The following is a 12,490-nucleotide window of genomic DNA, read 5'->3' as shown; positions in this document are numbered from 1 at the left end:
CAATCCAAGTTTTTTGCCAAAAACCGCTATTTACATGCGACAAATGCGCGCGAATCCGCACGCATAAGTCGTCATATCACTGTGGATACATGTGGATTGTGACAATTTTAAAGATTTAGAGCGTCGATCACAGCCTGATTGTGTCCGTAAATATCCGGACGTCTTTGTAGCTTTCCGGCCTCATCCACAAATGCAGTGAAGTAAGAGATGTGGACAGGGATATCTTTTTGCAGATTCACCTGCGTCTGCTTCTTACCTACGAGCGAGCGAATGTAGTTGCCGGTGATGGTGTTTTGTGTCGCCATCAGTGCATCTGAGAATTCGAACGGGTTCTGCACGCGAACACAGCCGTGAGAGAATGCACGTTCGGAGCGGTTGAACAGCGACTTGGATGGTGTGTCGTGCAGGTATACGTTGTGCTTGTTCGGGAACATGAACTTGATTTTGCCAAGTGCATTGCCACGGCCCGGACGCTGACGAATACGGATCTGCTTGAAGGTTACTGCATCCCAGTTCACACGGCGTGGATCAACGATCTTGCCGCCATACACGATCTCATAGTTGCCTTTTTGCAGGTAGCTTTGCGGGTTGCTTGCGCGCAGTTCCGGCAGAAGCTCCTTGGATGCGATGGAATATGGGACGTTCCAGTATGGGTTCACGACCACATGCTGCATCTTGTCTGAGAATACCGGTGTCTTGTTGGAGCGTTTGCCAACGACAACGCGGGTCTCATACAGAACGAAGCCTTCCATGTTCAGGCGAACCATAAACTCTGGGATGTTGACGCGCAGGTGGGTTTCACCCAGATCCCGCGGCATCCAGCGCCAGCGTTCCATGTTTGCAATGACGTCCTTGATCGGGTCGCCACTCACGCGGCCATTGAGGGCCAGCAGAGTGCGCGGGCCAACAGCGCCGTCCGGATGCAAACCGTTTGCAGCCTGGAATGCCTCAACAGCGTAAGCCAGATCCTGCGTGTAGACATTCATCTGGGATTCAACGGTTGGAACACTCAGGCGCTCACGCAGCAGGGCAACGCGGGAGCTTTTGCTGCCAACTTTCAGGAGCTTACCGGCTGGAATAACGACCTGTTTTTCCAGGTCGCCATTGTCGGTCTGCTCGCGCAGTTCAGCGAGTTGTTTTTTCAGGGCTTTGTATTCAGCATGCGGTGGGTTGAATGCTGCCAAAACCTGTGCCGGAGCTGCCGAGCGCGCGACGGAGGTCAGCGCTTCAATCGGGTCCGGGCGTTCTGGGCGAAGGGTGATGTCCTCGGAAATCGCATAGGGGCTGACGCGGCCAGCCTGTGCGTCCTCTGCGTATTTGAGGATGGAATGGGTCAGTTCCAGTTCGGCTGCAGCGATCTGGTCAGGTGTTGCTTTGCCATCTGCATTGAAGTCAGCTGCCGGAACCGGGTAGTCAGCGGTGTGCAGGCCTTCTTCATCAGCGGATTGCAGAGTTTCGATGGCGGACAGAGCGCCGGATGAGAGCTTGCCTTTGAGGATCCAGGCTGGTTGGAAGCTTCTGTTTTCGTAGAAGAGTTTTGCAGCAGCTGCCTCACGCTTTGCATGGAAGTTCTGACGGCGATGCTTTTTGCTGAACGCCTTTTGAATTTCCTGCGCAACTGGATTTGACAGAGCAAGGTTTACTTGCTCGAGCTGCGCGTCAAAATTGTCAGGAATTGCGGCTTGCGCAGAGTACACAGTTGATGAAAGCGCAAAAACTGCCCCTGCGAGCAATACTGATGTGCTCGTTCTACCAAACATTTATGACTACCCACCTGATAACTCTTTGATATTTCAAAGCAGAAGACGAATACCTTGAAATCTAAGAGTGTTGTTTTGCCCAAACTTATATTTATTACGCATATACACTAATGCGTTTTGAGATAGCACGTGTGCGTGATGTTTTAAATTCAAGGTTCAGTGATATGAACTTAAACCCACGGTTTTTTGCCACATATTGTGCTAGAAAATGCCTCAAAGTACGCTCAATCAAAATTGATAAGCGAACTTCGTTCTCCTGGCTTGCGCCACGCTTGCGACTTGCGCTTTAGTGCGCTGCTTTGTTTTCTGGAGTTTCTTCCAGACCGTATTCTTTCAGCTTGCGATAAAGCGTTGAGCGCCCGATGCCCAAACGCTTGGCAACCTCGGTCATGCGGCCTCCGTAATGGGATATGGCTGTCCGGATCATCTCTTCTTCGACGCCGGTCAGGGTGCGTACGTGGCCTTCGCCATCGAGTGAACGCATATATCCAAAGGGAGGTTGCTCCGCATCGAAGGCTGATACGGCTTCGACATGAAGAAATTGTTCGTCCTGCTGTTCCTCCCATTTACTCGCTACACTTAGGGATGAAGAATAGACGTCAGCTTGCGGCTCTTTTTTTCCAACAGACGGCGCTGCCGCGTAACTCATTGGCGTATCTGTCGCTTGAGCTATTTGCGGGAAGTCATCGCATGTCAGGCTTGGACCATCGCACAGGACAACGGCGCGGAATACTGCGTTTTCAAGCTGGCGAATGTTGCCAGGCCAGTCATAACTCTTAAGCATATTGACCGTGTCAGAAGTGATGCCCGTAACTTGAGGCTTGCTTTCTTCTGCAGCAAAACGCGCGAGGAAATGGCGTGTGAGCTCGGGAATATCCTCACTACGATCTCGTAGGGGAGGGATCCAGATTGGGAAGACGTTGAGGCGATAATATAGGTCTTCGCGGAATTTACCTTCCTTCACCTGATCGATCAGGCGGCGGTTGGTTGCGGAGATCAGGCGGAAATCCACTTTGACAGGCTTGCGGGCGCCAACTGGGTCCACTTCACCTTCCTGAAGAGCGCGAAGAAGTTTGACCTGTACTTCCAGAGGCAGTTCGCCGACCTCATCCAGAAACAGCGTGCCGCCGTTTGCTTCCTGAAATTTACCGATATGCCTGTCGACAGCGCCGGTGAATGCTCCTTTTTCGTGACCGAAGAGGATGGACTCCACCAGATGATCGGGAATGGCACCGCAGTTTACTGTAACAAATGGCTTGGACCTGCGTTCGCTGGAGCCCTGAATGGCACGTGCAATCAGCTCCTTACCGACACCGGACTCGCCTTCAATCAGGATCGGGATGTTAGAGGATGCTGCCCGTTCGCCCAGTCGCAGTACACGGTCCATTGGCTCTGACCGCGTGACGATGTTGTCAAAGGTAAGCGTGCCTTCTGAATGCTTGCGGATGCGGGTGAGTTCGCCTTCTAGCGTAGCGACTTTCAGCAGGTTGGTGATGGAAACCTGAAGACGTTCTGGACGGCTTGGTTTGACGACAAAATCCTGAGCGCCTGCACGCATGGCCTCAATGACGGTTTCAATGCTGCCATTGGCGGTTTGCACGATAACAGGAACAGCGTTTTTAGCTTCCCGGGTTTCTTTAAGAACCTGAAATCCATCAACTTCCGGCATCATCAGATCCAGAATGACCAGGTCGATTTCGGATTGGGCACTTCCTGTCAGGATTTCCAGCGCTTCACGGCCATCAACACAGCTTTTTGAGCGGTATCCGAACCGCTTTACTGCTTCTTCTAGCAGGCGGCGTTGGACCGGATCGTCATCTACGATCAAAATGCGCTGTGCCATGGGAAATCCCTTCAAATCGATTGGGCAGTAATGCATAGTGTGCCAATTCAGGTCATCCTGCACTCAATTTGGTAAACAAATTGCCCACTTCATTTTGGGGATCTTGTGAAAACACGCCATTGCATGTGCACGGATTGGACGCATATTTAAACAGTGTGCTACGGAACTTGTTCTGCGCACCTCAGATTTCTTTTTTGGTTACATGCCAACCCACAATCGGACGCTCAAATGACACTTAAGCACGCCACTCCTTTCCCTATCGCTTATCAAAGTGCTGAGGCTGCAATGACAGCCGGAAGCCTTGGTGACTTACCGGAGTGGGATCTTTCTGTATTTTACAGCTCTATCGAAGATCCTACGATTGATCAGGATATGGAGCGTGCGAAAGAACTGGCAGAGCAGTTCGAGGCAGATTGCAAAGGCAAACTTGCTGAGATCGCTGGTCGTTCCGGTGATGAGATGGCCGAGATCGTTCGCCGTTATGAAGAACTAGAAGACCTGATGGGTCGCATCGGTTCCTATGCTGGTCTCTCTTACGCCGGTGACACGACTGATCCGGCACGCCAGAAGTTTTACGGCGATGTTCAGGAAAAGCTGACGACCGCCAGTCTTCACATGCTGTTCTTCTCTCTGGAGATGAACAAGATTGATGAAGCGGTTCTGGAAGAGGCTCTGAAGTCAGAGAAACTGGCTTACTATCGCCCTTGGCTGGAAGACCTTCGCAAAGAGCGCCCTCATGAACGTAGTGAGGAAATTGAGCAGCTCTTCCATGAAAAGCATGTGACAGGTGCTGCTGCGTGGAACCGTCTGTTTGATGAAACCATTTCTGGTTCCCGTTATGAGATTGATGGTGAAGAGCTCTCCATCGAACAGACGCTGAACCTGCTGCAGGGTGCTGATGCAGAGCTGCGTAAGAAGGCGGCTGGTGCGCTTTCCAAAACCTTTGCCAAGAACCTGAGCATCTTTACTCTGATCACCAATACGCTGGCGAAAGACAAAGACACTTACGATCGCTGGCATAACTTTGAAGACATTGCTGACAGTCGTCACCTTTCCAACCGTGTTGAGCGGGAAGTGGTTGATGCGCTGGTAGATTCTGTTCGTGCTGCTTACCCGCGCCTGTCTCACCGCTACTATGCGATGAAAGCCAAGTGGCTTGGTGTTGAGAAGATGCACTTCTGGGATCGCAATGCGCCTCTGCCGCAGGCGGATACGCGTGACATTCCGTGGGATGAGGCAAAGACCACTGTTCTGGATGCCTATTCCAAGTTCTCACCAGAGCTTTCAAGCATTGCAGAAGAGTTCTTTGACAAGAACTGGATTGATGGGGCGGCTCGTCCGGGCAAGTCTCCGGGTGCGTTTTCTCACCCAACTGTCCCAAGTGCGCATCCGTTTGTGTTGATCAACTATCAGGGCAAAATCCGCGATGTGATGACACTTGCGCATGAGCTAGGCCATGGTGTGCACCAGGTGCTGGCGGCTCCTAATGGCGCGCTGATGGCACCAACACCGCTGACATTGGCTGAGACTGCTTCTGTGTTTGGCGAGATGCTGACTTTCAAGGATCTGCTTGCAAAAGCGGAAACACCTGAGAAGCGTCAGATCATGCTGGCGGGCAAAGTGGAAGACATGCTGAATACAGTGGTTCGCCAGATTGCGTTTTACACGTTTGAGCGTCAGGTGCATGAGCTGCGCAAAGAAGGTGAGCTGACCTCTGAACAGATCTCAGCGATCTGGATGAGCGTTCAGGAAGAGAGCCTCGGTGAGGCGATTGACCTTGAGGGCGGCTATGAGAACTACTGGACCTACATCCCGCACTTTATCCATTCACCATTCTACGTTTACGCCTATGCCTTTGGCGACTGCCTCGTGAACTCGCTTTATGCGGTTTATGAAGAAGCTGAGGAAGGCTTCCAGCAGAAGTACTTCGACCTGCTGAAAGCAGGCGGCACCAAACACCACAGCGAACTTCTCGCCCCATTCGGCCTCGACGCCACCGACCCAGCCTTCTGGCAAAAAGGCCTGGCTGTAATCGAGCGGTTCATTGATGAGCTGGAAGAGATGGATAAGGCGTAAGCCAAACCGAGTTGGATTTCTTCAGAAGGCGAGGGCAACTGCTCTCGCCTTTTTTGCGTATACCCCTACAACTTTTCCCACGCTTACTTAAGTTTTCAGTTAGATCTGAAGGGCGCTGGTCCTCGAGGTTTGGTTCTAGACTGATGCTCTAAATCGTATGAGCGGAGCGGGATCATGCGCAATCTTCTGGCGATGTTGGCTATGGCATTTACGATCAGTGCATGTGGGTCGTACAAGCCCACCAGCAATCAATCGCATTTAGCCACGTTTCCGATAGACAAGACTAAAAATTACCTGATTTGGCGCTATGGAAGCGTTCAGCCAGATCTATCTTCGATTTTCTGCAAGGTGAATGCTTCGGGTGCAATTGAAGATTGTAAAGACGAAGAAGAAAGCAATAAAAACAAGCTTACCTTCAAAGTGTTTGACGGGCTTTTTGGATCATATCGAGTGACTTTCAAGCACGATGATGACTACTTCCTGATGTCTTATTCGGAGCCTGCGCGGTCTGGTAAATATGCATTTGTTTCTGGAAAATCCGGGCAAGGAAGGCACACTTTCAAGATCGGTGATGCAACATTTGTAAGTGACTTCAAACCGGGAACGGTGACAGTTATTCCCTATGGATGGGAGCACCGGCGCAGTGAAGCGGATCTAAAACGTACCGTTGAAGCAAGTCTGAAACAGGCGTTCGGAGATCGGGCGAACGTACTTACTGTGCGGGTTGCCCGCAAAGTTCCGATCGACTGCACCAAAGAAAGTCATGGTTTCTTGAAGGGGACAGAGACCAAGTGCAAGCTGAGATGAAATCTTCCAGTAGATAAATCGTTGCGATAGGAGCTCTCATGAGTGTCAAAAACAAACTGTTGCTTTTATCGATGGCTGTTCTTCTCGGCGCGTGTGGAGGTGGCCTTCAAACGACTAATGTGCCTTCAGAAGCGGACCTCCAGACTTGGGAGGTATTTGAAAAAGCCTGTATTTCGTCAAGCACAAAAGTGCGAGATAGATATCTAAAATCGGCAGGCTGGAAAGTGGTTTCTTCTGCAAGTCATGACCTCCCATTGGTTTCGATCGCAGAGAGCCGAAATTTTGATAGAAAGACGACCAAGGCTTATCGCGCCCCAAACAATGATAGCGTGATTGTTCTGGGTGAGTACAAGTCACCGGATGCGACAGAAGCATCACCTGCATGCTACTTGGCAACTAGCATGAAGTATGGATCTATCAGGTTCTTCGATGACAAAGTGAAAAGCTATGTCTTTGATGACTATACAAAAGATGTGGGTTCTTTCTCAAAGAATGTAAGGATTTCCGGAGGTGTGAATCGCACGAGTTGGATTAACGAAGTAGAGACTGACACTGGGAGTAAACGCTCGGTTGATGTGGCTGGGGTGAGCTTCATTTCTGGAGAGCACAGCAGATCAACACCTTCGCTAGTTCTACGAGTAAATAAGTAACTCAGCACTTTTGAAAGCTGCCGGCGAGAGATGTTTTCTCTCGCCTTTTACGCCTACTGCTGAATGTCTGCTCTGCCGCGGACGGCCATCATGGTGCCGGAGAGGGTGGCGACTTTTTTCTCTACACCCTCTTTGATGGCGTAGGCTGCGGCGTTGACGAAGGTGATGGTGCGGCCGGGTTTTTCTACTTTTGCCCGGAACACGAAGTGCTCGCCTGCGGCAGGGTTCATCAGGTTGGTTTTCAGCTCGATGGTTAGTACCGCAGCGTCTTCATCCATAAGGGAGAAAGCGGCGTACCCGGCAGCGCTGTCCAAGGCAGTGGTGATGATACCAGCGTGAAGGAAGCCGTGTTGCTGGGTGAAGTCCTTGTTGTACGGCATGGTCAGCTCGACGATGCCTGGTTCCACTTTGGCGATCTCGATGCCCAGTGAAGCCATTGCCGGTTGGCGGGCGAAGCTGTCTCTTACTTTTTTCTCATAACCTGCAAAGCGCGGCGTGAATTCTGTCATGCTGTCTGCGAGCATTCTTAATGTCCTATGGGTTTAATCTATCACTATGCCTAGTCTTAATGCCGGGCTTTCCTGATGGTCTTGAAGAAAACGGACAGAGTTGCTTTCTGACCAGACTTCTCTGAACTGTGCAGGGGAATGGCCGGTTTTCTCTCTGAAATCACGGCTCATATGCGCCTGATCTGCGAAGGCATGTTCGTAGGCGATGTCACTAAGTGGTGAGTTGCTCTGCGAAATGTCTGATAGCGCGCTCTGAAATCGGTTGAGTGCTGCAAAAGGTTTGGGCGAGATGCCCATACGCGACTTGAACTGCCGACGGTGTGTGCGTGCTGATTGTGCAGTTGTCAGTTGGTGTGAGGTCTCATCGCCCGGTGCGAGAGACATCAGGGTTGTGCAGGTTTCAGTGAGAGCCTGACGGATGGCTTCCAGCTCTCCCGAGTTTTGCTCACAGTGTGTGTGGATCGAATTGATCTGATCAATTGCTGCCATGGGCGGCTGTTGGATCGCCAATGGTGGCAGCTCTTTGAACTTTACGCCCCAGATCACACCGAATATCTGGCGGGTCTTGGGAGATATTGTCGGCTTGGGCGGAACGTACCTGAGCTTTGGCGGACCTTCTGCACGGTCGTTGGAGTACTCAAATCGCAAGGAGGCGTAAGGAGAGGCGAAGTTTCCTTTGCTTTGTGCTGAGAGAGTGCCATTGTCGCGGAGGTAGAATGTGCTTTCAATGAAATGAGCTTGCCAATCCGGAGCTTCAAACTCCAGATAGCAGGACTTGGTATCGGCAAATTCAACTGAAGACACAGTCACTCACGCACCTCATTGGATTTATGAGGGGAGTGTAGAGGGATTTGAGAGGCTTACTAAAGCTCAACGTTTGTCGTAGCTGGCTGATGAGCTTTCTCTTCGGCTATCTATGCTGATCAATCAGAATTGGGTTTCCGTCGGGATCAACCACAGTGAAGCTTGCTGGCCCTGACGTGGTTTCGTCGGCTTCCGTTCCATGGATTTCGATGCCATCTGCTTTCAGGCGTTTCTGAAGCTCTCTCACATCCATGAACTCATCCAGCGCCTGAGCTTCCTGATCCCAACCGGGATTGAAGGTGAGCATGTTCTTTTCAAACATACCCTGAAACAGCCCGATGACAGTCTCACCATTCTTCATGATCGCCCACCCGTTCGAGCCATCGCAACTGGGATCGCAGGCAAAGCCGAGCTTCTTGTAGAACGCGATTGATGCGTTGATATCTTTAACTGTGAGACTGATTGAGAACGCGCCCAGTTGCATGTGATATCCCCCTTCCAAGAACCAGTATGAAATGTTCAGGTGAGGTAGCATAGAGGAAGTTCTGTCGGGCTCAAACTGGGTAGATTTTGCGATGTCCTTGTGGTGTGTTTGATTGAGAAAAATTTGATCAAAAACTGCAGGTTCTTTTTTCATGGAATGAAGAAATCTTCAGCTGCACGTAGCAACGCAAAATTCTCCAAAAAAACGCGTTTTTTCGGTCTTCCTGCTGCTTTCTGGCATTGTTCTAGGGAGCCTGTGCTGCTACATCCTGCGACAGAATTGTAACGCATACGAGGACTGGCATGATCCCGCGCTATTCGCGTCCTGACATGGTCGCTATTTGGTCTCCTGAAACAAAGTTCCGCATCTGGTTTGAGATTGAAGCTCATGCTTGTGATGCTTTGGCAGAGCTGGGTGTGATCCCAAAAGAATCTGCTGCGAAGATCTGGGAGAAGGGTGGTCCGGCTACCTTCGACATTGCGCGGATTGATGAGATCGAGCGTGAAACCAAGCACGACGTGATTGCGTTCCTGACGCATCTTGCTGAGATCGTTGGTCCGGATGCGCGCTTCGTGCATCAGGGCATGACCTCTTCTGACGTTCTAGACACGTGCTTCAACGTTCAGCTGGTTCGCGCGGCGGATATTCTTCTGGCCGATATGGACAAGCTGCTGGCAGCTCTGAAGCGCCGCGCGTATGAGCACAAAGACACCGTAACTATCGGTCGTTCCCACGGTATTCATGCTGAGCCAGTGACCTTCGGTCTGAAGATGGCGCAGGCTTATGCTGAGTTTGATCGCTGTAAGAAGCGTTTGGAACTGGCCCGTGAAGAGATTGCGACCTGTGCGATTTCTGGCGCGGTTGGTACTTTCGCAAACATCGATCCTCGCGTTGAAGAACACGTTGCTGAAAAGCTGGGTCTGGGTGCTGAGCCTGTTTCTACTCAGGTGATCCCGCGTGATCGTCATGCGATGTTCTTCGCGGTTCTGGGCGTGATTGCATCTTCCATCGAGCGTCTGGCGACTGAAGTTCGTCACCTGCAGCGCACCGAAGTTCTGGAAGCTGAGGAGTTTTTCTCCAAAGGCCAGAAGGGTTCTTCCGCGATGCCGCACAAGCGTAACCCAGTGCTGACCGAGAACCTGACCGGTCTGGCGCGCATGGTTCGCTCTTATGCAATGCCTGCAATGGAAAACGTTGCGCTGTGGCACGAGCGTGACATCTCTCACTCTTCTGTTGAGCGTATGATTGGTCCTGATGCGACTGTGACTCTGGATTTTGCGCTGGCTCGTCTGACCAACGTGATGGAAAATCTGGTGGTTTACCCAGAGCGCATGATGGGTAACATGGACCGTCTTGGTGGTCTGGTACACTCTCAGCGTATTCTGCTTGCTCTGACACAGGCTGGAGCTTCCCGCGAGGACAGCTACCGTCTGGTACAGCGCAACGCGATGAAGGTTTGGGACAGCTATCAGGTTTCCGGTAGTGCAGATGTGGACTTCCTGAGCGAGCTGCTGAACGATGAAGATGTTCGCAAGCACCTGTCTGAAGAGCAGATCCGCGAACGCTTTGACCTTGGCTACCACACCAAGAACGTTGACGTGATCTTTAAGCGGGTGTTTGGCGAAGCCTAAATTGCCCCGTTGATAGCAGTGGAGGGGAAGATGAAGCTTTATGGTCTGCGGATTTTCGTGAATGATATCGGAAAGGCCAAGGAGTTTTATGCGGAAACGCTGGGTCTTCCTCTCAGCTGGGATATGCCTGAGCTTGGCGCGTTTGGTGCCAAGCTCGACAACGCTGAGCTTATTATTGAGCAGGCGCATAACGAAGAAGACCGCGAATACATTGGTCGCTTTCTTGGTGCTTCTTTGCAGGTGGACGATATCGTCGATACCTATGAACGCCTTTCAGAAAAAGGCGTTGCTTTTTCCAGCCCACCTGAAAAGCAGGTATGGGGCGGAGTTCTTGCACATTTTCATGATCCGTTTGGCAATGTTTTGACACTGCTGGGCGAACCTCGCTGACAACTTGGCCTGTTTAAGGTTTTAATCACGCCAGTGCTGGCAAAGCTTGCTGCCTGATGCAGTGGCTTTGCCAACTGTTTTGCCAATGTTGTTGTGCGTATTCTTTTTTCGCAAATGAGTTGCTCGTCAGGAATACGCTTTTGGAGTTTTTGCTATGAGATTTGCGGTTATCTCCGACATTCACGGTAACCTGCCTGCTCTGGAAGCTGTTCATCGTGACATCAAACGGAAGTCGCCGGATCTGGTTTTCAATCTGGGCGATTGTGTTTCCGGGCCGTTATGGCCGGAAGAGACCGCTCAGTATCTCATTGCTGAAAACTGGCTCACGGTGCGAGGCAATCATGACCGGCATCTGGTGGACCATGCCCAGTCCAATATGGGGCCAAGCGATGCGCATGCCTATTCTCTGCTTTCTGATGAATCAAAGGCCTGGCTGAAGCAGTTGCCGACGCAAATGGAGCACGTGGAGAACGTGTTTTTGTGTCATGGCACCCCATCTGCGGATAATGTTTATCTGACTGAAGAGCTCAGTGGTGACCGTACCAAGCTTGCGTCCCCTGAGTATGTGCTTGAGCACATTGGCAATGTGACGTCACCGCTGATCGTGTGTGGGCACACCCATATTCCGCGGGTGATCTGGCTGGAGACAACGGGGCAAATCATTATGAATGCAGGCAGTGTGGGGCTTCCGGCGTATGATGATGACAAGCCGCATTCGCACGTAATGGAAGTTGGAAGCCCGCATGCGCGGTATATGATTGTGACTCGTGTTGGCACGCGTTGGTCCTTTGAAGAGCGCATGGTGAACTATGATTGGGACCATGCGAGCAGAAAAGCTGCGCGTAATCAGCGTGGAGATTGGGCTGGAGCTTTGAAAACCGGCTATTTTCGTCCTATTAAGCTGCCAGACTTTTTAGCACGACCACGTATTGAGGAACCCTATGAAGATTTCTGAGGCGGACATTCTGATTGTCCCCGGCCTGCATGGCTCCGACGCAAATCACTGGCAAAGCCGCTGGCAGGCTAAGTTCTCCACTGGTCGGCGCATTGAGCAGAAAGACTGGAGCAAGCCAGATCTTGAGGAGTGGGTGAACAATGTTGTGAAGGCGGTTGAGGAAGCGACACGTCCGGTGGTGCTTGTTGCGCACTCTGCTGGTGTTGCAACCGTTGTACATGCAGCCCCTCGCATCAAGAACTGGGTGAAAGGCGCTTATCTGGTTGCCCCAGCAGATGTTGATGACAGCTCCTGTGTGCCAGCTGAACTGCATGGCTTTGGTCCGTTCCCAACGTCCCCGCTGCCATTCCACGCCAAGGTTGTTGCCAGCCGCAATGATCCTTACTGCACCTACGAGCGTGCGGAGCAGCTTGCGAAGTTGTGGAACGCGCGTTTGCAGGATGCTGGTGAGAGTGGTCACATTAACTCTGAAAGCGGACAGGGACCGTGGCCAGAAGGCATCATCTCTTTTGCGCACTTCATGAAAGAGCTCGGGTAATCCGTCTAGGTTGCTGAATGCCCTCCTTCCGGTGCATGGTTTG

12 protein-coding genes are annotated in these 12,490 nt (G+C 51.5%); 7 read left to right on the top strand and 5 right to left on the bottom strand.

Translation table 11 applies throughout. From position 1 onward, the window contains the following. Window positions 1-107: 107 nt before the first annotated feature. Together PSE_RS23120 and PSE_RS23115 are read right to left on the bottom strand one after the other, a co-directional pair. Window positions 108-1,760 (bottom strand): murein L,D-transpeptidase, encoded by a 1,653-nt coding sequence (locus PSE_RS23120; protein WP_083841611.1) that lies wholly within the window; start codon window positions 1,758-1,760, stop codon window positions 108-110. A gap of 286 nt (window positions 1,761-2,046) precedes the next feature. Beyond that, window positions 2,047-3,603 (bottom strand): sigma-54 dependent transcriptional regulator, encoded by a 1,557-nt coding sequence (locus tag PSE_RS23115; protein ID WP_008551667.1) that lies wholly within the window; start codon window positions 3,601-3,603, stop codon window positions 2,047-2,049. A 228-nt stretch (window positions 3,604-3,831) separates the two neighbouring features. On the opposite strand from PSE_RS23115, the gene PSE_RS23110 reads away from it, so the two are divergent. From PSE_RS23110 to PSE_RS23100, 3 genes are all read left to right on the top strand, one after another. Continuing rightward, entirely contained in the window at window positions 3,832-5,679 is a 1,848-nt protein-coding gene (locus tag PSE_RS23110) for a M3 family oligoendopeptidase (protein WP_014286997.1), read from the top strand. A 174-nt stretch (window positions 5,680-5,853) separates the two neighbouring features. Next, window positions 5,854-6,486, top strand: coding sequence for a hypothetical protein (locus PSE_RS23105; protein ID WP_083841610.1), 633 nt, complete (start codon window positions 5,854-5,856; stop codon window positions 6,484-6,486). 38 nt (window positions 6,487-6,524) lie between these two features. Next, window positions 6,525-7,136, top strand: coding sequence for a hypothetical protein (locus PSE_RS23100; RefSeq protein WP_041768774.1), 612 nt, complete (start codon window positions 6,525-6,527; stop codon window positions 7,134-7,136). A 53-nt stretch (window positions 7,137-7,189) separates the two neighbouring features. Here PSE_RS23100 and PSE_RS23095 read toward each other — a convergent pair whose 3' ends face one another. The 3 genes from PSE_RS23095 to PSE_RS23085 form a co-directional block, all read right to left on the bottom strand. Further along, entirely contained in the window at window positions 7,190-7,660 is a 471-nt protein-coding gene (locus PSE_RS23095; RefSeq protein WP_014286995.1) for a PaaI family thioesterase, read from the bottom strand. 18 nt (window positions 7,661-7,678) lie between these two features. Then, a complete protein-coding gene (locus tag PSE_RS23090; RefSeq protein ID WP_014286994.1) occupies window positions 7,679-8,455 on the bottom strand; it encodes an AraC family transcriptional regulator in 777 nt (258 codons plus the stop codon). Window positions 8,456-8,555: 100 nt separating this feature from the next. Next, on the bottom strand, window positions 8,556-8,933 hold the full coding sequence (locus PSE_RS23085; protein WP_041769145.1) for a VOC family protein: 378 nt from the start codon (window positions 8,931-8,933) through the stop codon (window positions 8,556-8,558). 302 nt (window positions 8,934-9,235) lie between these two features. Here PSE_RS23085 and purB point away from each other — a divergent pair, with 302 nt between their 5' ends. The 4 genes from purB to PSE_RS23065 all read left to right on the top strand — a co-directional run bounded on the left by purB (window position 9,236) and on the right by PSE_RS23065 (window position 12,447). After that, a complete protein-coding gene (gene purB / locus PSE_RS23080) occupies window positions 9,236-10,564 on the top strand; it encodes an adenylosuccinate lyase (RefSeq protein WP_008551578.1) in 1,329 nt (442 codons plus the stop codon). Window positions 10,565-10,594: 30 nt separating this feature from the next. Continuing rightward, complete coding sequence (locus PSE_RS23075) at window positions 10,595-10,954, top strand: VOC family protein (protein WP_008551442.1); 360 nt, start codon at window positions 10,595-10,597, stop codon at window positions 10,952-10,954. Window positions 10,955-11,108: 154 nt separating this feature from the next. After that, entirely contained in the window at window positions 11,109-11,909 is an 801-nt protein-coding gene (locus PSE_RS23070) for a metallophosphoesterase (protein WP_014286991.1), read from the top strand. Then, a complete protein-coding gene (locus PSE_RS23065; RefSeq protein WP_014286990.1) occupies window positions 11,896-12,447 on the top strand; it encodes an alpha/beta hydrolase in 552 nt (183 codons plus the stop codon). The genes PSE_RS23070 and PSE_RS23065 overlap by 14 nt, the downstream gene beginning before the upstream one ends. Window positions 12,448-12,490 lie beyond the last annotated feature (43 nt).

The organism is Pseudovibrio sp. FO-BEG1, from assembly GCF_000236645.1.
Lineage (GTDB): Bacteria > Pseudomonadota > Alphaproteobacteria > Rhizobiales > Stappiaceae > Pseudovibrio.
Note: the sequence above shows the minus strand (reverse complement) of the source record. Positions and strands in the feature narration are given on the sequence as shown.